General features: G+C 34.7%; 27 protein-coding genes. 9 read left to right on the forward strand and 18 right to left on the reverse strand.

The features are described 5' to 3' along the window. Positions 1-170: 170 nt before the first annotated feature. The gene (locus ACEWK1_RS17555; protein WP_121662842.1) at positions 171-530 is read left to right on the forward strand and encodes a hypothetical protein; all 360 of its coding nucleotides are present in this window, start codon (positions 171-173) and stop codon (positions 528-530) included. After that, entirely contained in the window at positions 527-1,042 is a 516-nt protein-coding gene (locus ACEWK1_RS17560; protein WP_212136699.1) for an endolytic transglycosylase MltG, read from the forward strand. Before ACEWK1_RS17555 ends, ACEWK1_RS17560 begins: the two co-directional genes overlap by 4 nt. Positions 1,043-1,086: 44 nt before the next feature. Here ACEWK1_RS17560 and phoU read toward each other — a convergent pair whose 3' ends face one another. The 10 genes from phoU to ACEWK1_RS17610 form a co-directional block, all read right to left on the reverse strand. Next, complete coding sequence (phoU, locus tag ACEWK1_RS17565; protein WP_121662844.1) at positions 1,087-1,746, reverse strand: phosphate signaling complex protein PhoU; 660 nt, start codon at positions 1,744-1,746, stop codon at positions 1,087-1,089. A gap of 117 nt (positions 1,747-1,863) precedes the next feature. Beyond that, positions 1,864-2,691 (reverse strand): phosphate ABC transporter ATP-binding protein PstB, encoded by an 828-nt coding sequence (gene pstB / locus ACEWK1_RS17570; protein ID WP_121662845.1) that lies wholly within the window; start codon positions 2,689-2,691, stop codon positions 1,864-1,866. A 22-nt stretch (positions 2,692-2,713) separates the two neighbouring features. Next, complete coding sequence (pstA, locus tag ACEWK1_RS17575; RefSeq protein ID WP_098799553.1) at positions 2,714-3,598, reverse strand: phosphate ABC transporter permease PstA; 885 nt, start codon at positions 3,596-3,598, stop codon at positions 2,714-2,716. A gap of 1 nt (position 3,599) precedes the next feature. After that, a complete protein-coding gene (pstC, locus tag ACEWK1_RS17580) occupies positions 3,600-4,505 on the reverse strand; it encodes a phosphate ABC transporter permease subunit PstC (RefSeq protein ID WP_121665055.1) in 906 nt (301 codons plus the stop codon). Positions 4,506-4,671: 166 nt separating this feature from the next. Then, positions 4,672-5,661, reverse strand: a complete 990-nt coding sequence (locus tag ACEWK1_RS17585) for a PstS family phosphate ABC transporter substrate-binding protein (RefSeq protein ID WP_121662846.1) — start codon at positions 5,659-5,661, stop codon at positions 4,672-4,674. 220 nt (positions 5,662-5,881) lie between these two features. After that, positions 5,882-7,171 carry an MFS transporter gene (locus ACEWK1_RS17590; protein ID WP_121662847.1) on the reverse strand — a complete coding sequence of 430 codons (1,290 nt, stop codon included), beginning with the start codon at positions 7,169-7,171 and terminating at the stop codon, positions 5,882-5,884. Between the two features lie 155 nt (positions 7,172-7,326). Then, complete coding sequence (gene sodA, locus ACEWK1_RS17595; protein ID WP_212136701.1) at positions 7,327-7,935, reverse strand: superoxide dismutase SodA; 609 nt, start codon at positions 7,933-7,935, stop codon at positions 7,327-7,329. Positions 7,936-8,087: 152 nt separating this feature from the next. Further along, the gene (locus ACEWK1_RS17600) at positions 8,088-8,573 is read right to left on the reverse strand and encodes a DUF456 domain-containing protein (RefSeq protein ID WP_212136703.1); all 486 of its coding nucleotides are present in this window, start codon (positions 8,571-8,573) and stop codon (positions 8,088-8,090) included. A 175-nt stretch (positions 8,574-8,748) separates the two neighbouring features. Next, entirely contained in the window at positions 8,749-10,545 is a 1,797-nt protein-coding gene (locus ACEWK1_RS17605) for a methyl-accepting chemotaxis protein (RefSeq protein WP_251403486.1), read from the reverse strand. A 210-nt stretch (positions 10,546-10,755) separates the two neighbouring features. Continuing rightward, positions 10,756-12,387 carry a Na/Pi cotransporter family protein gene (locus tag ACEWK1_RS17610; RefSeq protein ID WP_212136705.1) on the reverse strand — a complete coding sequence of 544 codons (1,632 nt, stop codon included), beginning with the start codon at positions 12,385-12,387 and terminating at the stop codon, positions 10,756-10,758. A gap of 239 nt (positions 12,388-12,626) precedes the next feature. Here ACEWK1_RS17610 and ACEWK1_RS17615 point away from each other — a divergent pair, with 239 nt between their 5' ends. The 3 genes from ACEWK1_RS17615 to ispG all read left to right on the forward strand — a co-directional run bounded on the left by ACEWK1_RS17615 (position 12,627) and on the right by ispG (position 15,140). Beyond that, entirely contained in the window at positions 12,627-13,406 is a 780-nt protein-coding gene (locus ACEWK1_RS17615) for a DUF1189 domain-containing protein (protein ID WP_121662850.1), read from the forward strand. Positions 13,407-13,557: 151 nt separating this feature from the next. Then, a complete protein-coding gene (locus tag ACEWK1_RS17620) occupies positions 13,558-13,890 on the forward strand; it encodes a LysM peptidoglycan-binding domain-containing protein (protein ID WP_212136707.1) in 333 nt (110 codons plus the stop codon). 152 nt (positions 13,891-14,042) lie between these two features. Continuing rightward, positions 14,043-15,140 (forward strand): flavodoxin-dependent (E)-4-hydroxy-3-methylbut-2-enyl-diphosphate synthase, encoded by a 1,098-nt coding sequence (ispG, locus tag ACEWK1_RS17625; RefSeq protein ID WP_180320439.1) that lies wholly within the window; start codon positions 14,043-14,045, stop codon positions 15,138-15,140. A 39-nt stretch (positions 15,141-15,179) separates the two neighbouring features. Here the strand turns inward: ispG and ACEWK1_RS17630 are convergent, their stop codons facing one another. Beyond that, complete coding sequence (locus ACEWK1_RS17630) at positions 15,180-15,383, reverse strand: hypothetical protein (protein WP_121662853.1); 204 nt, start codon at positions 15,381-15,383, stop codon at positions 15,180-15,182. Between the two features lie 79 nt (positions 15,384-15,462). Continuing rightward, on the reverse strand, positions 15,463-15,849 hold the full coding sequence (locus tag ACEWK1_RS17635; protein ID WP_121662854.1) for a DUF4190 domain-containing protein: 387 nt from the start codon (positions 15,847-15,849) through the stop codon (positions 15,463-15,465). Between the two features lie 138 nt (positions 15,850-15,987). Here ACEWK1_RS17635 and ACEWK1_RS17640 point away from each other — a divergent pair, with 138 nt between their 5' ends. Then, positions 15,988-16,563 (forward strand): hypothetical protein, encoded by a 576-nt coding sequence (locus ACEWK1_RS17640; protein ID WP_121662855.1) that lies wholly within the window; start codon positions 15,988-15,990, stop codon positions 16,561-16,563. Between the two features lie 233 nt (positions 16,564-16,796). Here ACEWK1_RS17640 and ACEWK1_RS17645 read toward each other — a convergent pair whose 3' ends face one another. The 3 genes from ACEWK1_RS17645 to ACEWK1_RS17655 are packed head-to-tail and all read right to left on the reverse strand — an operon-like array spanning position 16,797 to position 18,823. Then, positions 16,797-17,204, reverse strand: a complete 408-nt coding sequence (locus tag ACEWK1_RS17645; RefSeq protein WP_121662856.1) for a Fur family transcriptional regulator — start codon at positions 17,202-17,204, stop codon at positions 16,797-16,799. Further along, positions 17,201-18,046 (reverse strand): metal ABC transporter permease, encoded by an 846-nt coding sequence (locus ACEWK1_RS17650; RefSeq protein ID WP_121662857.1) that lies wholly within the window; start codon positions 18,044-18,046, stop codon positions 17,201-17,203. The genes ACEWK1_RS17645 and ACEWK1_RS17650 overlap by 4 nt, the downstream gene beginning before the upstream one ends. 15 nt (positions 18,047-18,061) lie before the next feature. Next, positions 18,062-18,823, reverse strand: a complete 762-nt coding sequence (locus ACEWK1_RS17655) for a metal ABC transporter ATP-binding protein (RefSeq protein WP_212136709.1) — start codon at positions 18,821-18,823, stop codon at positions 18,062-18,064. Positions 18,824-19,006: 183 nt separating this feature from the next. Here ACEWK1_RS17655 and ACEWK1_RS17660 point away from each other — a divergent pair, with 183 nt between their 5' ends. Beyond that, positions 19,007-19,261, forward strand: a complete 255-nt coding sequence (locus ACEWK1_RS17660; RefSeq protein ID WP_098797472.1) for a DUF2624 domain-containing protein — start codon at positions 19,007-19,009, stop codon at positions 19,259-19,261. Positions 19,262-19,382: 121 nt separating this feature from the next. On the opposite strand, the gene ACEWK1_RS17665 is transcribed toward ACEWK1_RS17660, so the two are convergent. Both ACEWK1_RS17665 and ACEWK1_RS17670 read right to left on the reverse strand, forming a co-directional pair. Then, the gene (locus ACEWK1_RS17665) at positions 19,383-20,276 is read right to left on the reverse strand and encodes a deoxyribonuclease IV (RefSeq protein WP_121662859.1); all 894 of its coding nucleotides are present in this window, start codon (positions 20,274-20,276) and stop codon (positions 19,383-19,385) included. A gap of 13 nt (positions 20,277-20,289) precedes the next feature. After that, a complete protein-coding gene (locus tag ACEWK1_RS17670; RefSeq protein ID WP_251398381.1) occupies positions 20,290-21,606 on the reverse strand; it encodes a DEAD/DEAH box helicase in 1,317 nt (438 codons plus the stop codon). A 354-nt stretch (positions 21,607-21,960) separates the two neighbouring features. On the opposite strand from ACEWK1_RS17670, the gene ACEWK1_RS17675 reads away from it, so the two are divergent. Further along, the gene (locus tag ACEWK1_RS17675; RefSeq protein ID WP_212136713.1) at positions 21,961-22,611 is read left to right on the forward strand and encodes a YqfQ family protein; all 651 of its coding nucleotides are present in this window, start codon (positions 21,961-21,963) and stop codon (positions 22,609-22,611) included. A 152-nt stretch (positions 22,612-22,763) separates the two neighbouring features. Further along, positions 22,764-23,711 (forward strand): 4-hydroxy-3-methylbut-2-enyl diphosphate reductase, encoded by a 948-nt coding sequence (locus ACEWK1_RS17680; protein WP_121662862.1) that lies wholly within the window; start codon positions 22,764-22,766, stop codon positions 23,709-23,711. Positions 23,712-23,758: 47 nt separating this feature from the next. On the opposite strand, the gene ACEWK1_RS17685 is transcribed toward ACEWK1_RS17680, so the two are convergent. Next, on the reverse strand, positions 23,759-24,312 hold a 554-nt coding region (locus ACEWK1_RS17685; RefSeq protein ID WP_416636542.1), incomplete at its 5' end, for a Nif3-like dinuclear metal center hexameric protein.

Genomic DNA, 24,312 nt, shown 5'->3' on the forward strand with positions numbered 1-24,312 from the left:
TCCTCTCTTATTTCATACTCTATTTATCATACCATGTGCGAAAAGTATTCAAACTTAGCTTATTTAAAGAAATATCGGCAAAAAACTACATTTTCCTCAAAATATCACTTCTTTACAATGGCAAATTATGATATAAAGGTAAAGGGAAATAATCAAAGAAGGTGAAAATGATGACAATTGTGATTATTATTTTATTTATTATAAGCATTGCTTTAATTGGATTATCTTTTTTCCAACGTGACAATGTTAAAGAACTAGAACAAGAATTAGACCATTTACAATTATCTGCCATGCAAGAGATTTATAAATTGAAAAAGAAAATGCGCATTGTAGAAGAAGAATTATTACAAAATGATGTTCCTTTAAAAGAACAAGCAAAACAATATCAAGAGGATGAGGGCGCAAACCCTAAACGTATATTAGCAAAGTATCGCCAAGGTATGTCACTTGAAGCTATCGCTTTATCAGAAGCTTCTTCTGTTGAAGAAATTCGCACAATTGTGGAACAGAATGAGAGGGCATTAACATGAGTAAATTAGGCTTTCAAGCTTTTGCAGCAGGCATGATTGTTGCAACTTCTGTTCTTGGCGGAACCTATCTTCTTTCAGATCATCAATCTGCAACTGCTGATAGTGAGCAAAAAGAAGTAACAGAAAAACAAGTCAACCAGTTTCTTAAAAGTAATGGACAAGTTTCCATCACATCTGAAGAGTATGAAGAGCTTCTAGCACTTAAAAAAGCTGAAGTAGTACAAGAGGACTCTCAAAATCAACAACAAACTGAAACGGCTAAAGTAACTGAACAACCTAAGGAAGCTGAAGAAAAGAAAGAAGAAGTAATAAAGTATAATATTACGATTAAAGAAGGCATGACAACTAGTGAAGTTTCTGATCTTCTTGAACAAAATGCCATAATCGCCTCATCTTTTGAATTTGATCAATTTTTAATCAAAAACAACTTTCATACAAGAGTCCAGCTTGGTACGTTTGAAGTCCAAAAAGGAATGACGTTCCAGCAACTTGCAGAAGCGATTACTAGGTAAAGCAAAACAGCTAAGAATTATTTTCTTAGCTGTTTTTTATTTACTTATGAATTCAAATCGTATCTCTGTCCTTTAATCAAGTACATAATACTCTCAGAAATATTTGTTGCATGATCTGCTGTTCTTTCAATATAGCGACAAATGAACATAAGCTGAGTAAGTTGCTGATAGCTGTCTTTTTTAGATGACATGAGATCCAATATATCTCGAATTGTTTCTCCATATAATTCATCCACCTGATCGTCCATATCAGCCACTTCTTTTGCTAAAACAAGGTCTTCTTCATTAAAAGCCTTTATCGATAATGAAAGCATTTTCGTAGCAATTTCGTGCATCTTTCTAATATGTTTAATTGGTTTAACAAGAGGTTCATCACCGATTCTAATTGTTGACTTAGCTATGTTTACTGCAAAATCAGCCATTCTTTCAATATCACTTGAAATTTTAATTGCAACAATAACTCTTCTTAGATCTGTTGCAACAGGCTGTTGTTTAGCAATTAAAAGGATCGCTAAATCGTTAATTTCTTCATCAAGGTCGTCCACTCTATAATCATCCTCAATAATTTGAAGAGCTTCATCAATATTTTGTTTTTCTAACGCATCAATTGACTTGTTAAGTGCAATTTCAGTAACACTTCCTATTTCAATTAATTTATCTCTTAAGTTTTTTAAATCGATCTCGAATCTTTCTCTTATACTCATAATGTTTACCTCCTATGTAAATACAGTTATATATTCCCCAAAATAATGCTTTATAAAACTAAGATAAGTTTATGGATAAAAAAAGTCGTGCACTTATGGAAATGCACGACTTTTTTATTAACCGAATCGACCTGTAATATAATCCTCAGTTCTCTTATCAACAGGATTTGAAAAGATTTTATCCGTTGCATCAAATTCTACAACTTCTCCGTTTAAGAAGAACGCTGTTTTATCTGAAATACGAGCAGCTTGTTGCATGTTGTGAGTTACAATGATAATGCTATAATCTTTCTTTAAATCTTGAATTAATTCCTCTACCTTAAGAGTTGATATCGGATCAAGCGCTGAAGTTGGTTCATCCATTAAGATAACATCAGGCTCAATTGCTAAGCAACGAGCAATACATAAACGCTGTTGCTGTCCCCCAGAAAGACCATATGCATTTTCTTTTAATCGATCCTTAACTTCAGACCAAATTGCAGCTCCACGTAAACTTCTCTCAACAATTTCATCTAAAATACGTTTATCTTTTATACCATGAATTCTAGGTCCGTAAGCGATGTTATCATAAATTGATTTAGGAAATGGATTAGGCTTTTGGAAAACCATACCAACTCTTGTTCTTAAATCTTCAACCTTATAACTCTTATCAAGGATACTTTTTTCTCTATATCTGATATCTCCTGATATACGAACAACAGGTATTAATTCAACCATTCTGTTTAATGTTTTAATAAATGTCGATTTTCCACAACCAGAAGGTCCAATGATTGCCGTTACTTCATTTTCATGAATAGAAAGGTTAATGTTCTTTAATGCATGATCTCCACCGTACCATAAGTTTAAATCTTTTGTATCATATACAACGCTCTTTTTATCCACTGACTTTTCTGATCTTTCAATAGTCGTTACATTTTTCTTTTCACTATCAGATAAAACTGCCATAGTTTAAAAACCCCCCAAGAAATTAAAATCTATTTTGAAACTTATTTCTAATAATGATTGCAATTGAATTCATTAAGAATAATACGATTAAGAGTATAACGATTGTAGCTGCAGCAAGGTTTGCATACTCAGCAACAAGTGCAGAGTCAACAGTCCAATAATATATTTGCATAGGTAAAATTGTAAATTTATCAAAAATGCCATCTGGAAGTGGAATTAACAATGCCGGAATACCTATAACAACTAGAGGTGCTGTTTCACCTATTGCTCTAGAGAGAGAAAGTATAAGACCAGTTAACACCCCTGGAATGGCTGCCGGTAAAACAATATTTTTTATTGTTTGCCATTTAGTAGCTCCCATTCCATAAGAAGCTTCTCTAAGGTATTGTGGAACTGCACGAATAGCTTCTTGACTTGCAACAACAACAATTGGAAGTACTAATAAAGACATTGTCAGACCACCAGCAAGAACAATATTCCCTAATCCAAAGCTACGTACGAATACAGTCAAACCTAATATACCGAATACGACGGATGGAACACCAGCTAAGTTAGAAATATTAGTTTGAATAATAGATTTTAATTTCCCGTTTTTTGCATATTCCTCTAGGTAGATTGCAGTACCTACTCCTAAAAACATTGTAACAGGTGCAACTACGACCATTAACCATAAAGTACCCATGATCGCACCCATAATACCTGCACGTTCTGCATCTGTTGAAAGTTTATTCGTAATAAATTGAAAGTCAATCCATCCAATACTATCTGAATATACTCGATAGATTAATGTTAATAATACGACTAATCCAAATAGAGTCGCTAATAGAAAAACAACGTTCGCAAGGTTATTCGCAAACAATCGTGATCCCATTTTTTTCTGTACCTGTTCAACATCTACATATTTCATCTTAATATTCCTCCCTATATTTACGAGAAATATACTGAGCAACTAGGTTCATTATAAGAGTAAAAACAAATAATGTCATAGCAACAGCGTATAAACTGTAATAAATAGTTGAACCTGCAGGAGCTTCCCCACCAGTTACTTCAACGATGTAAGCAGTCATTGTCTGCATGGATTGTGTAAGATCAAAGGTAAAGTTCTTGTTACTTCCACTTGCAATTGCGACGATCATCGTTTCACCAATCGCACGAGAAATTCCTAATACAAACGAGGCAATAATACCAGATATAGCAGCTGGAATGACGACTTTCCAAGTTACCTCAAGTTTTGTTGAACCAAGGGCAAGAGCACCTTCTCTCATTGAGTTTGGCACAGAACTCATTGCATCTTCAGAAAGTGAAGCTACCATTGGAATGATCATAATACCCATTACTATACCAGGGCTTAAAATATTTGTTGGTTCTAAGGCTGGTATAAATGACCTTAATAAGGGTGTTACAAAGGTGTAAGCAAAAAAACCATATACGATCGTAGGAATACCTGCAAGAATTTCTAATATAGGCTTTAAAATTCTGCGCACTTTATCTGAAGCATATTCACTCAAGAATACAGCTGCCATTAAACCAACTGGAATAGCCACTATCATGGCAATAATTGTTGAGTAGAGTGTACCCATTAATAATGGAAGCACTCCGAATACTGCCTCATCACCCAATGGTTTTAAAATTGTTCCTGTATAAAAGTCTAAAAATGAAACATCTCTAAAAAAGTTAATTGTTTCAGTTAGTAGAGTAACAACTATACCAATAGTTGTTAGTATTGATATTGTTGCAATTGCTAATAAAAATTTAGGCATGAACTTTTCTGTGACTGAAGTTAAATTTGTCGTGCTTCTCTTTTTTTCAATCATGTCACGGATGCTTTCTTTATTATCCAAGATCGAAAACCCCTTCCATCCTCCACATATTATGTAAGGTGAAATTTTATTGTAGATAGTTTTAATAGAAGAAAATACATAAGAAGATGAGAAGCTAAACTTCTCATCTTCATACAGTTAGGAAAACTTTCGAGGATGATTATTTTAATCCTTCTAAGTAGCTAATTGATTCTTGAATTACTTCATCTTTCAATGGAGCAAATCCAGTTTCTGCAGCTACATCTTGAGCATTTTCCATAGTGTAGATTGCATAATCAAGAACTTGTGGCTTTTCTTTTGCCATATCAACATTTAAGTATGTGAATACTGGACGAGTAAATGCTTTATACCCAGCTTCATCATCTAAACCAATTGTATCTAAACTTGGAGCAATTGGACCTTTACCAAAGTCAACAGAAACTGCGTTTAATTTATCTTTATTGCTCTCGTAGTATCCGTATCCAAAGAATGCAATTGCATTTTTATCTTTTGAAACAAGATCTACAAGAGTAGAATATTCTTGTTGTAGGTTAACACTATCAACGAAATCTTTTTCTTCCATGATCGTTTCAAACATGAACTCGTTAGTACCATGGTTTTCGTTAGGACCCATAGGCTTGATTTCTTCAGCTGGCCATTCTGGATTAATATCAGACCATTTAGTTACTCCACCTTCAGCAAGGAAGATTTTAACAACATCTTCTTGAGTCATTTCTTTTGCCCAATCATTTTCTTTATTGATAACAAATGTTAAACCATCAAGAGCAACTTGGAATTCTTTAACTTCAATACCAAGCTCTTCAGCTTTAGCTGTTTCTTCTTCTTTAATATGACGAGATGCATCATTAAAATCAGTTCCGTTTTCAGCTACAAGAAACTTTTCAAAACCAGCAGAAGTACCCGCACGACTTACTTCAACAGAAACTTCTTCATTTTCACCCATATAGTTTTCAGCCATTCTTGCCATGAAAGGATATACAGTACCAGAACCATCAATTACAACGCTACCTTCTAAAGTTGCTTCTTCTTCAGTAGCTTCTCCGTTACCAGTGTTAGTTTCTTCTGCAGTTTCTCCGCCACCACAAGCAGCTGCGAATACAACTAAGATTCCCATTACGATAAGTAATGCTAGGTTTTTAAAGCTTTTCATTGCCAAATTCCCCCTAAAGAGTGTTTTTTGTTTTGTCCTACGAGTAATAGAATAACGCTCTAGTATTAATAACGTTTTAACTTAATGTAAAGGTTTTGTAAATTTGTGATGGAGTTTGTCATATTTTGCGTAAAGATGGGTATTAGGTTTATTAGAACATTATTCAATTTTTATTTTTATACAAAGGAAATTGTTACATACATATTATTACGAACCAAATTTACCCACTACTATCACCATCAACAAGATTGTTCTTTAAAACTGGTTTTCGACTTGTTTGCTCTATACTTTCTTCGCTTTCTTCTAGTTGAACATTTTTTACAAAAAAGTATATAACGAAGTGGCCCGCTCCAATGATGGCAAGTAAAACCGGAATACTTTGTTTTTCATCAAAGAAAGAAATAGCAATGATAAACCCTAGTATTGACACAATTCTTCCTGCGTTTAGAAAAATCTCTTTTACCACAATGTACTCTATTCTCGCTTTTGCAGCGCTCCACGCCTTTCCAATCACATCAAATGTTAATGACATATACGGAACGAGTAACATCGGATACCCAATAGCAATGAGGGCAGCATATATAAGTAGCTTTTGATAAGTCAAATCAAACAAAATTAAATAAATTGAGAGATAAAGTAAAGTCCCACCTATTAAAATGAAACGTTTACGCTTATTTTTCTTTATCACTCTTGATGCAAGATAATAACCAATAAAAGCTACACCTGAATTGACTAAACCGAAAGTCCCTAACGCTAATTCACTACCTGTTGTAATAAAGACGAAAACACCAATTACAAAAGCGAAGGTTCCTTCCCTTAAGCCTTGAAAAAAATGTGCTCTTGTAACATGTCGCCAATTTTTATTATTCTTTCTTTCATGAAAAATTCGTTTTAAAATAAAATCTCCTTCGGCTTTTCTTCTCTTTAAAAAAAAGCTCAGTACTACAGCGCCTGAGAATAATAAGAGAGAAATTGTAAAGATTGTCGTATATCCAGTAAAGTTTTTAAGCCTAGAGATGACAAAACCAGCAACTATAGGACCAACCATTCCAGCTGTAGAGTTCATCACACCTAAAAATCCATTAAAGAAATCTCTTGTTTCAGGTTCAGTAATCTCAAATGTTAAAACGTTAAACGCAAGCCAGTAGAAACCATACCCTATCCCTAATGTACCGCCTAATAGGATAAGAAATTTCGCAGCAGATCCTCCGATCATAAGGACGCTTAAGAAGAATACAGCTAAAAAAATAACACCTAGCCTTAATACAATTACTCGATCTACCTTTTTAGCTAATCTTCCTGCAAAGATAAAGGTTAAAGGCTGCATCACTACAATTGATAAATTGTAAATGGCTAAATCAATAAATTTTCCGGATTGTTTCCATAAGTAAACGTTCACAAATGTATTAGAAAGTGCAATACTTAAGGAATATAATCCTCCTATCACTAATAATAAAATTAAATCTTTACTTACATCTACATCACCAATAATTTTCTTCATTTTTGACATAAAAACTACTCCCCTTCAACTTCTAGTACATAGTTTGTCTTATCGGTTTGTAGTTATGTATATATCTTGTAATTAGTACGTTGTGAGGTATAAACCATACAAAAAAGGACTAACAAGTATGTTAGCCCTTCACGTTATCTTTATTCTTTTTCTTATTATTTCGCAGCGCTGAAACGCTTAGAAACTTCATCCCAGTTTACTACGTTCCAGAAAGAAGCGATGTAATCTGGACGGCGGTTTTGGTAGTTTAGGTAATAAGCATGCTCCCAAACATCTAAACCAAGGATTGGTGTTTTTCCTTCCATTAAAGGAGAGTCTTGGTTTGGAGTGCTTGTTACTTCTAATTCACCATTGTTTACAACTAACCAAGCCCAACCTGAACCGAAACGAGTTGTTGCCGCTTTAGCAAACTCTTCTTTAAAGCTGTCGTAGCTACCAAATTTAGCATTAATTGCTTCACCAAGCTCACCAGCCGGCTCACCGCCACCATTTGGAGATAAGATTGTCCAGAATAGACTGTGGTTTGCATGTCCACCACCATTATTACGTACTGCTGGGCGAATAGCTTCAGGTACAGCGTCAAGATTAGAAACTAATTCTTCAACACTTTTTCCTGCTAAATCAGCATTTCCTTCTAAAGCAGCATTTACATTTGTAATGTAAGTGTTGTGGTGTTTTGTGTGATGAATGTTCATTGTTTCTTTGTCAATATGTGGTTCTAGTGCATCATACGCATAAGGTAATTGTGGTAATTCGTAAGCCATTTTTTGTTCCTCCTTAATATATGTACGTGTTAAAAGCTTGTGTAAGCTCTTCAAGTTTAAGGTTACCAAAATTGCCCTGTACTTTCAATTGAAAAGCATTCAAACACATAACAGTTTTCTCACAAGTAGTAAATTATATACAATAGAAGAACCTATCTTAAAACCTGAAATAGAAAATACGCGATCATCATTAATTGAATGAATCCTTTTGCAAACACACCTGAAATAAATCCTAATAAAGATCCTACACCAGACTTTATAGCTAATTTAAATTCCTTTTTATGAAATAATAGCTCTGCAAATACAGCACCTATAAAAGGCCCTATTATTACACCTATAAACGGAACAATAAAAGGTCCAACTAAAAGACCAACTGTACTTCCCCAAATGGCTGCTTTACTACCACCAAATTTTTTTACCCCTAACAGATTTGCTAAATAATCCGCTCCAAATAGTAAAGCAATAAAGAATCCCTGTATCATCCAAAATAACCATGTTAATTCAGTAAATTCAAAGAACCATCCATATAGTAAAAATCCCGCAACAATAAAAAGTACACTAGGGATAATTGGATAGATAAGTCCAATAAAGGAAACAACAAACAATAAACTAATAACGGACCAATAGATTATTTGCATAAAAGAACCCTCCTTAAAGTAAATGTGGCTAATACCGACTTCTTTTATTTCAGTATTCAAGTACTCTTACTAATAATATATGATTAAGTAAGATAAACAACCTCCCACAGAACAGCACTATTAAAAATTTAAAGACAGATTGTCTAAATATGAGTGTTTAGACAATCTGTCTTTTTTAGTTCACGTTAAATTGTTTCGAAATACTAGACAACGAATTGGATAAACCTTTTAATTGTAAACCAATTTCATGCGTGCTCTCCATCTGCTGTATTTGATCACCACTAGTTGAAAGCATCTGTTCTGAACTTGCAAGGGTTTCTTGCGAAATTGACGCAAAGCTTAACGTGCCTTCTTCTAGGTCTGGGAGAACTGATTTTAAGCCTTGAAGTTCTCCTTGCATTCCTTGAAGTCGCTTACTCACCGTCTCAATTTCAACCATTAATTCATCAAAAGATGCTTTTGATGAATTTGCTGTTTCCAAGTTTCGTTTAATTTTCATAAGCATATCATCGAATTCTTTTGTAGCTCGAATCGTTACATCTTCCATTTCAGCAATCGATTTTGAGATGTCTACAGTTGCCAATGAGGATTGTTCTGCTAGCTTACGTACCTCATTGGCAACAACAGCAAAACCTTTTCCTGCTTCTCCTGCCCTTGCCGCCTCTATCGTAGCATTGAGAGCTAATAATTTTGTTTGGTCGGCGACACCTTTGATTAAACCTACAAGATTAGTGATTGAAGAGGAATGATTCTTTACTTGCTGAATCGTTGACGTCATGTGCTCAAAATCTTGTTCGAAGCTATGGATGGTGTTGATTAAATATGTGTTGTTCTTTTCTCCTCGCTTTGCGGATAAATTCATATCTTCGGAGCTCTGAAAAACTGTGTCCATCCCAGAAATTAAAAGTTCAATTCTATGTTTCATTGATTGAAAGCCATTTACACTACTTTCAGAGCTACTTGCAGTTTGTTCTGCACCTTGTTTTACGACATTAATGGCTTCAATTAGCTGACGGCTATAAGAGAGGGCATATTCTGAGGAATGGCTAAGATTTTCCCCGGTATTTTCTAGCTCCGTTGTTGTTTCATTAATTTCATTTATCACGACTCTCATCTGTTCAATCATCATATTAAAACTCATTTTGAGAGATTGAAGCTCAGGAATGGTTGTATTAATTAAGGCTTTTTTATTTAGATCTCCCTCACGCACCTCTGTCATAACATTTTGAAGCTCATTTAATGGCTTTGTTAGAGTTCTTACAAACATAATTAAAAGGATAGTTGAAATAATTATGCTAACAGCCATTACAATAATCATAAATTGTGCCATCTCGTTTACTGGACCTAAATAAGATTCAGTAGGGACCACAAGAAACGTTTTCCCATTAATCTCTGGCACTTTTATAACAGAAATTGTATAGTCTTTTCCATCAATTGTTTGATGAAAAACAGCGTTTTTTCCATTTGCTATTTTTTCTTTAAAAGACTCAGTAAAAGAGATGCTCGCTTTATTACTTATTTTAAAAGGTTTAATTTCATCCTCTGAATAATAAAATATATCCGATTGGATTCCGTCTGATTCTAACTGTCGTTGCTGATCACGTATACTTATTTCTAATTGTTGCATAAAATATAGGTTATCACTTACATATAAGAACTTTAAGTTTTTAGCAACATACGCCATAACCTCTGATTCACGACTTATCCGGTTTTCAATCGTCTCAATGGTTGTATCCTTTGCCTTTAGGTAAGAACTAATTCCTACTATATTAATAGAAACAATCAATAAGAAACTAAATAAAAACAATAAACGATTTTTTAAGCTGAATTTTGAAAAAACTTTATTTATAACTGAATTGTCTTCTGGTAGCTTATCCTTTTCTGTTTTCTTGCTCTTTGTAAGCTTTTTCGAGTTAAGCTTCAGCTTATATATTGGTGTCTTTTTTATGTAGTTCGCCCATTTCAATCCCAAGTCGAGCCCCCCATATCTCGTGTAATTTCGACTAATTATACCATCGAAATATTAAGCTAGTGTTAAGATTGAAATTCACGTCAATAAGACCTTCTTCTTATTTTTCAAGAAAGATCCACCAATTTTGCTAGATTAATGGAAATAAATATATAAAAAACACCACTGCTACTTTTAGCAGTGGTGTACAGATTTTATTTTTATGTGAATAGATTAATCTCTGTAACCTAAAACAGCTTCTGCGATGTTAACTGAATGATCACCAATACGTTCTAAGTTGCTAATAATGTCAACAAATACAATACCAGCAGAACCTGTACAGCTTCCTTCATTAATACGTAATATATGTTTTTTACGAAGAGTTCTTTCCATTTTATCAATTTGCTCTTCTGACCTTAGAACCTTAGATGCTAAAGATGTGTCTTTATCGTCTAAAGCTGCTATTGCATCTATTAATGTTTGAATTGTTAAGTCAAACATTTCTTGAAGATCCTGCTTTGCTGAATCCGTAAGTTTCACTTTATTTGTTATTTGATAGCCTACCAATTCCACTACATTTTCAAAGTGATCTCCGATACGTTCAATATCTCTGACTGTATCCATTAGCATACTGTGCTCTTCTGATTCAGCTGTCGACATCTCACTTCTTGAAATCAGAATTAAATAGTCAGTTATTTTTCGATCTAAATTGTTTATAGCATCCTCTAGTTGCAAAGCAGTGTCCGCATTTTTTTGAGAGAAGGACATTTGATAATCCCTAGCTGCTTCTAAGCCAACAGTTGCAAATTTCCCCATTCGAAGTACTTCTTCTTTAGCTTGTCCTAAGGCAATAGAAGATGATTGTTCAATAAAAATTGGGTCAAGATGTTTTGCTTTATATTCGATAACTGAATCTTCACCAGGAATTAATTTTGTAACTATCCAGGCTAAGACACCAATTAGAGGTAATTGAATAATCGTGTTAGAAAAGTTAAATGTTCCATGTGCAAAAGCAATGGTCATTTCAGGGTTGAGATTTAACTTCGCTTGTAAAAATTGCATAAAAACCGTAAATAGTGGTAAGAAAATCAAAAAAATCGTCGTCCCAATCAAATTAAAAATAACATGTGTTAAAGCAGCTCTTCTTGCAGCAACAGAAGCTCCAATAGAAGCTAATACAGCCGTAATTGTTGTACCAATATTATCACCAAAAAGAACCGGTAAAGCTGCCTTAATATCTAATAGACCTTGACCAAATAGCTCCTGCAAAATTCCAATTGTCGCGCTTGAACTTTGGACAATAACTGTAAAGATAGTACCTACTAACACACCTAGCAGAGGATTAGAGCTCATACTTACAGTTAAATCATGAAAGGCCTCTAAAGATCTCAACGGCTTCATTCCGTCACCCATTAATTCTAAACCAAAGAATAGTGCTCCAAAGCCGAACACAATTTGACCGATGTTATGTATTCTTTTATTTTTAAAGAAGAATAAAAGGATTGCTCCTACAGCAATAATAGGTAAGGCATAATCAGAAATCTTAATTCCAATAATAAATGCTGTAACAGTGGTTCCTATATTAGCCCCCATAATAACACCAATAGCTTGTCTAAGTGACATAAACCCAGCACTAACTAAACCAACAGTAATAACTGTTGTTCCACTACTTGATTGAATTAATACTGTTACTATAATTCCAGCTAAAACACCCATTAAGGGGTTTGTCGTAAACTTATCCAAAATATCTCTTAATTTGTCACCAGCGGAGCGTTGCAGACCATCTCCCATATATTTAATTCCAAATAGAAATATCCCAAGTCCACCAATGAATTCAAATATCATCTTCTGGATATCCAGTTCCAAAATTTCCAACTCCTCATTTCGTCTTTTGTCGACAAACATCTACAACCCTTACAATTATTAACGATATTCTATTTTATTGTAAAGATGTTTTTCTAAAATATTTACAAAAAATTTATAAAAACTTTACAAAAGATTCTAAATTTAAAAATAAACCTTAACTTATAACTTCATTCCTTGTCATATTTCTTTTTCATCTATAAAATATAAGACGTATAAATTATAAGGATGTGTTTCATAACATGAACGTTTTTAAACAGTTATATACTAGCATATACTCACCCAAAACCATATCCACTTTTCGATTTCAGGGAATAGGAAAAACTATTTTATATGTCTTTATCTTATCGTTACTTAGTACAATTCCGACTGGTTATCACTTTTCCACTGGATTGAGTGAGGGTATCAAAGGGTTTGATCAAACATTACAAAATGAACTTCCCGACTTTATTATTGAAGATGGCCTTCTATCAGCTGACACTGAAAAGCCCATAGAAATAAAAGTAGATGATTTTATCATTATATTAGATGAATCAGGCGCTTTCGGTGTAGAAGAAATCGAGGCAAAGCAAAATGCTATTGGTATTTTGAGCGATCGATTTGTGTTCTCTGCAAACGGGCAAGCACAATCATACGAATATAGCCTATTGAACATGTCAATAACAAAGCAAGATTTAACGGAAATCACTTCACAGTTTAATCAACTTCTACCTATTGTTTTAACTATATTATTTGTTGTGATGTACTTATTCGGAGCTTTCGTTAAGTTTATAGAAGTAACTTTTTTAGCATTGCTGGGTTTAGCCATTAAAAACAGCTTACAAAGGAAACTTAACTTCAAGCAGGTTTGGGTTATGGCCGCCTACTCAACAACACTTGCAACCGTTTTTTTCTTTATAATGGATAGTCTACAGGTTATTGTACCAAGTGGATTCTTGATTAACTGGTTTGTTCATTTAATTGTTATCTATTTAGTCTTAAAGGAAGTGCCTTCTATTAAGAAAAAAATAAATGAAGCATAAAAAACGCGGATTCCCCGCGTTTTTTTAGTTTCTTTATTCCGCGATTTTTGTTATCAGGTCTATTCTATTAACTCTATTATTTTTAACATAATATTTCGGTGCAAAACATAGAGTGTAATATAGAATATATAAAAAAACCTGGGAGGCAATCATGAAGCGATTCTCAACTATTCTAATCGGATTATTTCTTTTGTACATTATCTATTACGACTTCCAAATTGGCACACTTCCAGTTACAAATAAAACATCAACAGCACAAGTAGTAGCCTCTAATAGTATAGATAAACAGCAAACGAAAATCCCGAGCTTTGAAATGACAGTAAAACAGGGAGACACAGTATTATCCATTATTGAAAAGCATCATGGAACCCTCCCTGTATCAATTGAACAAGTAATTGAGGATTTCGAAACCTTAAATCCTAAAATGGATGCAGAAGAAATTATGATTGGGAAAAAATATACTTTTCCAAATTATAATCCATAGATCATTCTTGTCATTTCTCACCCATCACTGTAAAATGAGGGTTGGTAAGTATAATTACTAGTAAAATAAAACGTAGTCAAGTATCATAAATATTGGATAAGATTGTCGAAGGTTTAAACTTATTGTTAAGGAGCGATTTACACGTGAGTGAAATCATACATCGTACGAAAACCAGACCCGTTAAAGTTGGTAATTTAACAATCGGTGGAAATAATGAGGTTGTTATTCAAAGTATGACAACAACGAAAACACATGATGTCGAAGCAACCGTTGCTGAGATTAACCGCCTAGAGGAAGCTGGTTGCCAAGTTGTACGTGTTGCATGTCCTGATGAGCGTGCGGCAAATGCAATTGCTGAAATAAAAAAGAGAATTAATATACCACTAGTAGTTGATATTCATTTTGATTATAAACTTGCTCTAAAAGCTATTGAAGGCGGAGCGGATAAAATAAGAATTAACCCAGGAAATATCGGTAGAAAAGAAAAAGTTGAAGCTGTCGTAAAAGCTGCAAAAGAACGTAACATACCGATAAGAATTGGTGTAAATGCTGGTTCTCTTGAAAAACGTATTTTAGAGAAATATGGATACCCTACTGCAGATGGTATGGTAGAAAGCGCTCTTCATCATATTAAAATTTTAGAGGATTTAGATTTTCATGACATCATTGTATCGATGAAGGCTTCAGATGTAAATCTTGCTATTGAGGCTTACGATAAAGCTGCAAGAGCATTCGATTATCCATTGCACTTAGGAATTACAGAATCGGGGACATTATTTGCCGGGACGGTAAAAAGTGCTGCTGGCTTAGGTGCCATCTTAAGTAAAGGAATTGGGAACACAGTACGCGTATCGCTAAGTGCTGATCCTGTAGAAGAAGTAAAAGTTGCTCGAGAGTTGTTAAAATCCTTTGGATTAGCAGCGAATGCTGCTACTTTAATTTCTTGTCCAACATGTGGTCGTATCGAAATTGACCTCATTAGCATTGCAAATGAAGTGGAAGAATATATCGCAAAAATTAAGGCCCCAATCAAAGTTGCTGTATTAGGATGTGCTGTTAACGGACCCGGAGAAGCTCGTGAAGCGGATATTGGGATCGCTGGGGCCCGTGGTGAAGGTCTACTCTTCCGTAAAGGGAAAATTGTGCGCAAAGTACCTGAAGAAACTATGGTAGAGGAATTAAAAAAGGAAATTGATAAAATTGCTGAAGAGCACTATGCAAAACAAGAGGCTGAGAAATCGAAAGCATAACATTTTAAAGGAATCGGTAACCCACCGATTCCTTTTTTATTACTCATCCTCAGGAAGAATAACCGCTCCAATATTGGCATTGTTTGATAAAGAAGTATCGATATCGTCTTCAAACGGTTTATCACCATAAAAACGCTCTTGAATCGCCATATTGGCATTATACGCATCACTTTCTAACTCAGTTGATTTTACTCCATTATGAATAGATGCCTTAACCGTATGAATTGCTTCTTTCTCTCCCAAATTAAATCCCTCCTGATCCGATTTACATAACGAGGGATTGACCTATAGGTCAATCCCTCTTTCAGTTAGTTTTCTTTTCCTAGAAGAACGGCATAACAAAGATGCCTAAAATAATCGATAAGGCACCGATACCAATTGCCCATGCACCGGTTCCAGTAGCACCTCGTCTACGTGCAATAAAGCCGACAATAATACCTGCTGCTCCTAATATGACAGGTAAAATGAACAATGAGATAATGGATAGGGCAAGGGCAAGAAAGCCCATTCCTCTTCCTTCTCCTACAGCTTCCCCTCGGTCTGCTTCTGTGTTAACAGTAGCGTTTGTACGACCCATATTGATTGGGGCTGCAATCTCAGCAGCTGATTCGGTTTCATAATTCTCAAGTTCTCGATCTAGCGGCGTAATCCCCTTATAATCAGGATTGTCAAAACGATCTCGTTCATTGAACTTATTTTCGTCTGCCATTTAGATCCCATCCTTTCTGAATTAAAGGAGCATTAATATTATGAGCAAAGAGTGAAAAACTATAACTGTAAAACTTTTCTGTTCGTTTAAAAATTCATTATGTTACACTTATTAGTAGGAATCAACGAAGGAGAGAACATGATGTTACGACTAGGAATAGACATTGATGGAACAGTTACAGATCCAAGAACATTTGTCCCGTATTTAAATAAATCATTTAATAAATCTTTAACGTACGAAGATTTAAATCAATATGACTTAACAAAAGTCCTCAATATTACGGAGGAAGAATTTTGGGTTTGGATGGATAAATTTGAACCCATCATTTACAAAGAAGCTCCACTAGCCCTTCATGCTAAAAATGTCTTAAATGAATGGAAGCATCAGCATCAATTATTATTTATCAGTGCAAGGAGAAAGCATTTGTTGGATATCACGCACAACTGGTTTAAAGATCAAGACATTTCTTACCACCATATTGAACTGGTAGGAAGTCATGATAAGCTTGAAGCTGTAAAGAATAATAAGATCTCCATCTTTTTTGAGGACAAGCATGATAATGCCTGTATGATTAGTGAGGAACATCAAATTCCTGTTATTTTGTTTAATACGCCTTACAATCAAGAGCCGATTCCTAGTGGAGTCATTCGGGTGAATGATTGGCTTGAAGCAAAGAATTGGGTAAATCAATGGTATGATGTAAAGGTTTTATAAAGACAAAAGCGCAAGAGACTCGTTCAGCCCCGACCAGCATAAGACGATTTAGAATAGAAGTCGTTTTTTGGCCCTTTATTCTAAATTGGCTTATGACCTCGAGGGGCTAGGTATCTGACTTTTTAGCCAAAAAGTCAGACTGCTGGAGCTGGATGTCGAAGCGTTATCCACAATTAAAGCTGCTTTTCATTTCCTAAACAAAGACAAAAGCTCTGACACATGTCAGAGCTTTTTTAATGACATTGAGGACATTTACCATACACTTCAAATTTATGTCCACTTATTTCATAATCATTTAAATCGTCCAAATTTCCCATCGGACAACCTGGCAGTTCCTTTGTTTTTCCACACTTTAAGCAAATAAAATGATGGTGATGATGTTTACTATCACATGTAAAACGGAAATGTTTTTCCCCGGACAATTCAGTCATTTCAAAAATACCAAGTTCAGCAAATAAAGATAAATTTCTATAGATTGTATCGAAGCTTAATCCAGGATAATTGTCTTTCAAAGATTCCAAAACATCTTTTGCCGTTAAATACTTATCATAATCTGCAAAAAGTTGAAGCATTTCCTCACGCTTACTTGTATATTTGTATCCTTTGTCTTTCAATAAGTCGAGAGCTTCTTGAACGTTCATGAAACTACTTTCCCCTTTGTCAATTTAGTCCATAAGATTGTCAATATTAAAATAAGCACTGACAAAATAACAATAGTCCCACCTGGTGCTAAGTCTAAATAATAGGCTAGGAATAATCCAATAATAACAGATAATTCGCCAAATAGTACAGAAAAGAAGATTGTTTGCTTAAATCCTTTTGCAATTCGAATACTTGCTGCAACCGGAAGTGTCATAAGTGAGGATACTAATAAGATCCCTACAATCCTCATGGACCCACCAATTACAAGAGCAAGCATGAAAATAAAAATAAAATGAATGGACTTTGCTTGAATACCAGATGCATTAGCATGCTCCTCGTCAAACGATAATAAAAAAAGCTCTTTATAGAGTATAAAAACAATGCTAATGACTAAAATAGTAATTCCTAGGATAACAAGCATATCGGTTCTACTAACAGCACTTATGCTTCCAAATAAATAACTAAATAAATCCGTATTGAATCCATCTGCTAATGAAATAAAGATCACACTGATTCCAACACCTGCTGATAATATAATTGGAATAGCCAACTCTTGATAATGTTTATAGACTGTTCTTAGCTTCTCAATAAAAAGTGAGCCTATAACAGAAAAGCTCATGCCAAGATAAATAGGATTCAGACCGGCAAAAGCTGAAACTTTCTTTTCAAGCAGTAAGCTTGCTGCAATTCCTGCCAAAGTAACATGACTTAATGCATCCGCTATAAGAGACATTCTTCTTACAACAACGAAAACACCTAATAAAGGCGCAATTAAGCCAATAAGCATTCCTGATATAAATGCATTTTGTAAAAATTCATATTCAAAAAGACTACTTAACATCTTGTATATCCTCCATTAATGGGAGTGATCATGTGATAACACATGTAGAGAGTGTCCATAAAAGTCAGACATCTCATCGTCCTTTAATAATTCAAATTCCTTTGAGTTTCCATGAAAATGCAGATGCTTATTAATACAAGCAACATGGGACACTTTATCTGATATTGTTCCAATATCATGGGTTACTAATATTAGGGTAATGCCTAAATCCTTATTTAAGGTAAGAAGCATATCATAGAAATTTTGAACTGTCTTCGCATCAACCCCTACAGTTGGCTCATCTAAAATTAATAATTTAGGATCACTAACAATTGCTCTTGCAATAAAAGCTCTTTGTTGTTGCCCTCCTGACAGCTCTCCGATGTTCCTTTTTGTAAATTCAGTTAATCCAACAGCATCAATCGCTTCATACACACGCTTTCGATCTTGTTGATTCATAAATTTAAACAATCCGAGTCTTGAAGTTAATCCACTAGAAACGACCTCAAAAACTGAGGCAGGAAATCCTGTGTTAAAGCTATTTGCTTTTTGCGAAACAAACCCGATTTCATGCCAATTTTTAAACTTTTGGATAGTTTGACCAAAGAGCTTAATCTCACCTTGTTGGGGTTTCAATAAGCCCAATAGACATTTTAATAATGTTGTTTTACCAGATCCATTTGGACCAACAAGACCAAGAAAGCTTCCTTGTTCAATCGTTAAATTTATATTTTCAAGAACTTTTTGTCGTTCATACGTATAATCTACATGTTTTATTTCTACTATAGGTTGATTCATCTTTCTTCATCCTTTACGATTTAAGAATCGTTCCGATTTAATAAAAATACATATAAAAGGTATTCTTATTTATAACATGAAAATTGTACAGGAATCTTACTTAAAAGTAAAGGATAATCACTTGTAAAAAAACAGCACATTTTAGATCAAATCTCCATACATTGTTTGAGAGGAGGTTTGAAAATGATCTTATTTCAAAAAATTATTAATCAAAAGTTAAACAACATTTCAGTTGAGGAACTTATGCAATATGCCAAACAATTTAATATTTCAATAGGTCGAGCCCAAGCAGCCGAAGTCGTAAAAGCAATGAATGGAAAAAATATCAACATCTTTAATGTGAATGAAAGAAAAAAGCTGTTATCGCAAATTGCATCCATTACCTCTCCACAAACAGCACAGCAGGTTAATCAACTATTTCAGAAATTCACTAATTGACCATATACTTAGAAACATAGAAAGCAATCAAGTTATTTCAAGGAACAGTACATATTTGTTACTGTTCCTTTTTATTTACCATAAAAAAGAGAGCAGCTGATTGCAGCTCCCTCCCTAATTGTTACTGATTTGCTATTTTATCTAGTAGTCCCTCATCAAATGTTTTTTCTTTTAACATATTGATTTCAAATTGATAAGGAGGCTTCTTGTACTTTTTATCTTCCCCAACGAAAGGAGTTTCTAATATTTTTGGAACATCCATTAAAGATGGATGATGAACAATATGACTAAGTGCTTCAAAGCCAATATGTCCAAACCCAATGTTTTCGTGACGGTCCTTCCTAGCTCCCATTGGATTTTTACTATCATTAATATGAAGAACCTTGATCCGATCAAGTCCAATAATGGAGTCAAACTCTTTTAACACACCATCGAAATCATGAACAATATCGTAACCAGCGTCATGCGTATGACATGTGTCAAAGCAAACAGATAAATGTTGATTATGTGTAACACCATCAATAATTTTCGCTAACTCATCAAATGAACGTCCACATTCAGAACCTTTACCTGCCATTGTTTCAAGTGCAATTTGAACTTCTTGGTTTTGTTCAAGAACTTCATTCAAGCCCTCGATAATTTTTCTAATCCCTTCATCTGCTCCAGCACCTACATGTGCACCAGGGTGAAGAACAATTTGCTTTGCGCCAATTGCTTGAGTTCTTTCAATTTCAGAGCGTAAGAAATCAACACCTAATTGAAAGGTTGCCGGATTTGTTGAGTTACCAATATTAATAATGTAAGGGGCATGTACAATAATTTCATCGATTCCATGCTCCTTCATATGTTCTTTACCGGCTTCTATATTCAAATCTTCTATTTTTTTACGTCTTGTATTCTGAGGGGCACCAGTGTATACCATAAATGTATTGGCACCGTATGATACAGCTTCTTCACTAGATGTAAGAAGCATTTTTTTCCCGCTCATTGACACATGTGAACCAATTTTCAGCATTTACTCTCTCTCCCTATTTTTGTTTTTTGTTTAACCTTCTTTTTCTCTTTTTAATTTGTTCCATTTCTCGGCCCATCTTCTTTTTATAGCCTGGTTTTACCTTTTTAGGTTTTTGAACAATGCTTTTGGCTAAAGCATCTACCTCGTCTGTTACTCTTTTTCGATTTTGACGGCGTTTTCTGTCATCAATTTCGCGCCATTCTCCACCAACAAAATCTTTATTAATAAATTCAATTCCTTGCTTCTCAAGCTTATTTAACGCATCTTCATCAGAAGTCTCGTATAAAGTGACAGCAACTCCCGAACTACCTGCACGAGCTGTTCTTCCAACACGATGAATATAGAATTCTAAATCATTAGTAGGAATTTCATAGTTTAAAACATGACTTATTCCTTTAATATCAATTCCACGTGCTGCTAAGTCAGTTGCAACAACATATTGAAATTCAAGATCATTAATCTGCTTCATCATTTTCTTCCGGTCTCGCGGAGATAAATCACCATGAATTCTTCCGACCTTTAAACCTTTTTCAATGAGTGCATCTGCCAACTCATCCGCATTTCTTTTTGTGTTTGTAAAAACAATGGCTAAAAAAGGATTAAAATCCTTAAGCATGTCATGAACAAGCTTTATCTTATCGCGATGCCTAACTGGAACAAGAATATGTTCGATCTTTGCTGCAGTCGCTTGTTTAGGAGCTACATGTGTAAATTTAGGATTTGCCAAATACTTTTTCAAAAATGGTTTCAGCTTTTCTGGGATTGTCGCGGAAAAAACTAAGATTTGTAATTTATCAGGCATTTGCCCTGCTATCATATCCACATCTTTTATAAACCCCATATCCAGGATCATATCTGCTTCATCAACGACAAATGAGCGAACCCGATTAATGATTAGTGCATTTTCTTTTACAAGATCATTTATACGACCAGGTGTACCTACAACAATTTGTGGTTGGCTTTTTAGTTTTTCAATCGTTCTTTGTTTATCTGTACCACCAATAAAAAGCTTGGCAGATATATCATTTGGTGAAAAAGAAATAAGTTTTCCAACTTCATTGTAAATTTGTGAAGCTAGTTCTCTCGTCGGAGCTGTTATCACAACTTGTACCTCTGGTCGATCTGGTTCAACTTGATTGATTAAAGGTAATAAGTAGGCATGCGTTTTACCTGTACCTGTTTGTGATTGTCCAATTGCACTTTCACCTCTTAAAATAGAGGGAATTAATCGCTCCTGTATCTCAGTTGGCTCAAAGAATTTTAATTCTTTTGTTATCGCTTCTATAATAAAAGGCTTTAATGAAAAACGCTCAAATTTTGTTTGTTCCATCCGTATCTCTCCTTTTTGATAAAGTTCTTATTTTATACATAAATCGACACTTTATCAGTCCATCATTAGATTATACCTTATTGAATAAAAAACTCAAATTATGTGAATCAATTTTATAATGTATCATTTGTTACCAAAAAACGTATGAATTTCACATTTATTAATGTTTTTATCCGTGTATTGATTATTAACATGTTCAAGGTGAAGAAAAATGTTCGTTTTTTGATTTAAGAGTCATAATTATGAAAATAACTCATGTAAAACATTTTTTCATTTTTTTATGTAACAGAAACCAATTGACCTTTAAATGCATAGTCTAAAACAGGGTAACGAACTTTGAAAGGAGGAATTTTTATGTTTCAGCAAAGACCGATGCCTCCTATGAATTCCAGAGGTTACTTCCCGCAACAAGGGCAAATTCCGATGGGACGACAAGCAAATCCAGGCTCATTCATGGGCAGAGGACAATTAGGATCGCAAATGGCTGCTAGAGGTGCTGGTGGTGGCGGTGGATTAAAAGGTATACTTTCGAAAATATTGCCAGGCTCACAAGGTGCAGCTGGAGGAGGGATAAACCCCCAAAGCTTTATTGGTGGTGCAAATGCCGCTTCAAACGCAACCAGAGCCACTGGGTCTCTTCAAGGACTGATGAATCCTTCAAACATTTCAGGAATGCTTGGAAATGTGCAACGTGTGTTAGGAATGGCACAGCAAGTAACACCAATGGTCCAACAATACGGTCCATTAGTAAAGAATCTTCCGGCCATGGTAAAGATTTATCGTGAGCTAAACAGCAGTGATGATAATGGGTCAAATGACTCCACAAATGAAACAACGCAAGCAGCCACTGTTACAGAACAGTCTAATCAGTCAACAAAGCAAAACGTTGGTAAAAAAACAACTAAAAAAGAGTCTCCAAGTAAATCTGAAGAAGTTATGCAATCTACTGAAACCAAAAGGCGTAAACCAACGCCAAGAAGCTCTCAGCCAAAAATGTATATCTAATATTCCTCTTTGTATTCTTTCCTGAATTTCGTTATAATATTAAGAGATTGTGAGAAATAAGAGCCGTTTAGCGGCTTTTTTTTCAGTAGAAGCAGGGACAAAGGGTCGATCATTTGTCAGCTCTCTATTTGATCTCTTAAGGAGGCAATATAATGGATATAATTAAAATCGCTCCGCGCGGTTATTGTTATGGTGTTGTTGATGCAATGGTTATTGCAAAAAACGCAGCATTAGATAAATCTTTACCTAGACCTATCTACATTTTAGGGATGATTGTCCATAATAAACATGTAACAGATGCCTTTGAAGAGGATGGCATTATTACTTTAGATGGGGAAAACCGCTTAGAAATCTTAGAAAAGGTTGATAAAGGAACGGTTGTATTTACTGCCCATGGAGTATCACCTGAAGTAAGAAAGCTTGCTAAGGAAAAAGGACTTGTTACAATTGATGCCACATGTCCGGATGTTTCTAGAACACATGACCTTATTCGTGAAAAAGAAGCAGAAGGGTACAACGTAATTTATATCGGCAAAAAAGGGCACCCTGAGCCAGAAGGTGCTGTTGGGGTGGCACCTGAAATTGTGCATCTTGTCGAATCAGTTGAAGATGTGGAACAACTCTCACTTGAAAATGAAAAATTAGTTGTTACGAATCAAACAACAATGAGTCAATGGGATGTTGCCGACATTATGGAAAAAGTAAAAGAAAAATTTCCGCATGTTGAAATTCATCGCGAAATTTGCTTAGCTACTCAAGTCCGTCAAGAAGCTGTTGCTGAACAAGCAAAAGAAGCAGATTTAACAATTGTTGTAGGTGACCCGAAAAGTAATAATTCAAATCGATTAGCACAAGTATCTGAGCAAATTGCCGGCACAAGAGCATATCGAATCTCAGATATAAGTGAGCTTAAACTAGAGTGGTTAAAAGATGTGAAAACTGTTGCAATAACTGCAGGAGCATCCACTCCAACACCTATTACGAAGAAGGTTATTCAGTTTCTAGAACAATATAATCCGGAGGACGAATCAACATGGAGTTTGGATCATAAAGTTCCATTATCTAAGATCCTTCCAAAAGTAAAGGTGAAAAATTCTTAATTTAAGAAACAAAATCCCATTCAAAAATGAATGGGATTTTTCTTATTCTATACAAATTTAAATGGATTTGTATCGACCTGTGATCCAAAGACCTTCACATCAAACTTTTCGTTCAAGCATAATTCTCCTAATTTTTTAGAAACTCCATTAATCATCACTTTTTCCACATGATGACCAGGATCTATAACATTTAAATCCATCATCATAGCATCATGTGCAACATGGAAGTAAAGATCTCCAGTAACATAAACATCTGCACCTTTAAATTTTGCCTGTTGGATATATTTATTGCCATCGCCACCCAAAACGGCTACCTTTTTAATTTTCGCATCTGGTTTTCCAACCATTCTTACACATTCAACATGCAAAGAGGTTTTAACATGTTCAGCAAACTCCTGAAGAGTTAGTTCTTTGTTTAATTTCCCAATTCGCCCTAGGCCCAGAACTTCACCCTTTTGTTCTACTGGATATATATCATAAGCTACCTCCTCATAAGGATGTGATTTCAACATAGCTTGAATGACCTTTTTTTGAATTGATTGCGGGAAAATTGTTTCAATTCTGTGTTCGTCTACATACTCAAGTTTTCCCTTTTCACCTA

Source organism: Metabacillus sp. YM-086 (genome assembly GCF_048059995.1).
In the GTDB taxonomy this organism is placed as follows: domain Bacteria; phylum Bacillota; class Bacilli; order Bacillales; family Bacillaceae; genus Metabacillus; species Metabacillus litoralis_B.

Bases quoted from the DNA above. Each gene is read 5' to 3' on its own strand.
- ACEWK1_RS17555 (WP_121662842.1), top strand. From the start codon at position 171: ATGACAATTGTGATTATTATTTTATTTATTATAAGCATTGCTTTAATT.
- ACEWK1_RS17560 (WP_212136699.1), top strand. From the start codon at position 527: ATGAGTAAATTAGGCTTTCAAGCTTTTGCAGCAGGCATGATTGTTGCA.
- phoU (WP_121662844.1), bottom strand. From the start codon at position 1,746: ATGAGTATAAGAGAAAGATTCGAGATCGATTTAAAAAACTTAAGAGAT.
- pstB (WP_121662845.1), bottom strand. From the start codon at position 2,691: ATGGCAGTTTTATCTGATAGTGAAAAGAAAAATGTAACGACTATTGAA.
- pstA (WP_098799553.1), bottom strand. From the start codon at position 3,598: ATGAAATATGTAGATGTTGAACAGGTACAGAAAAAAATGGGATCACGA.
- pstC (WP_121665055.1), bottom strand. From the start codon at position 4,505: ATGATTGAAAAAAAGAGAAGCACGACAAATTTAACTTCAGTCACAGAA.
- ACEWK1_RS17585 (WP_121662846.1), bottom strand. From the start codon at position 5,661: ATGAAAAGCTTTAAAAACCTAGCATTACTTATCGTAATGGGAATCTTA.
- ACEWK1_RS17590 (WP_121662847.1), bottom strand. From the start codon at position 7,171: ATGTCAAAAATGAAGAAAATTATTGGTGATGTAGATGTAAGTAAAGAT.
- sodA (WP_212136701.1), bottom strand. From the start codon at position 7,935: ATGGCTTACGAATTACCACAATTACCTTATGCGTATGATGCACTAGAA.
- ACEWK1_RS17600 (WP_212136703.1), bottom strand. From the start codon at position 8,573: ATGCAAATAATCTATTGGTCCGTTATTAGTTTATTGTTTGTTGTTTCC.
- ACEWK1_RS17615 (WP_121662850.1), top strand. From the start codon at position 12,627: ATGAACGTTTTTAAACAGTTATATACTAGCATATACTCACCCAAAACC.
- ACEWK1_RS17620 (WP_212136707.1), top strand. From the start codon at position 13,558: ATGAAGCGATTCTCAACTATTCTAATCGGATTATTTCTTTTGTACATT.
- ACEWK1_RS17635 (WP_121662854.1), bottom strand. From the start codon at position 15,849: ATGGCAGACGAAAATAAGTTCAATGAACGAGATCGTTTTGACAATCCT.
- ACEWK1_RS17640 (WP_121662855.1), top strand. From the start codon at position 15,988: ATGATGTTACGACTAGGAATAGACATTGATGGAACAGTTACAGATCCA.
- ACEWK1_RS17645 (WP_121662856.1), bottom strand. From the start codon at position 17,204: ATGAACGTTCAAGAAGCTCTCGACTTATTGAAAGACAAAGGATACAAA.
- ACEWK1_RS17650 (WP_121662857.1), bottom strand. From the start codon at position 18,046: ATGTTAAGTAGTCTTTTTGAATATGAATTTTTACAAAATGCATTTATA.
- ACEWK1_RS17655 (WP_212136709.1), bottom strand. From the start codon at position 18,823: ATGAATCAACCTATAGTAGAAATAAAACATGTAGATTATACGTATGAA.
- ACEWK1_RS17660 (WP_098797472.1), top strand. From the start codon at position 19,007: ATGATCTTATTTCAAAAAATTATTAATCAAAAGTTAAACAACATTTCA.
- ACEWK1_RS17665 (WP_121662859.1), bottom strand. From the start codon at position 20,276: ATGCTGAAAATTGGTTCACATGTGTCAATGAGCGGGAAAAAAATGCTT.
- ACEWK1_RS17670 (WP_251398381.1), bottom strand. From the start codon at position 21,606: ATGGAACAAACAAAATTTGAGCGTTTTTCATTAAAGCCTTTTATTATA.
- ACEWK1_RS17675 (WP_212136713.1), top strand. From the start codon at position 21,961: ATGTTTCAGCAAAGACCGATGCCTCCTATGAATTCCAGAGGTTACTTC.
- ACEWK1_RS17680 (WP_121662862.1), top strand. From the start codon at position 22,764: ATGGATATAATTAAAATCGCTCCGCGCGGTTATTGTTATGGTGTTGTT.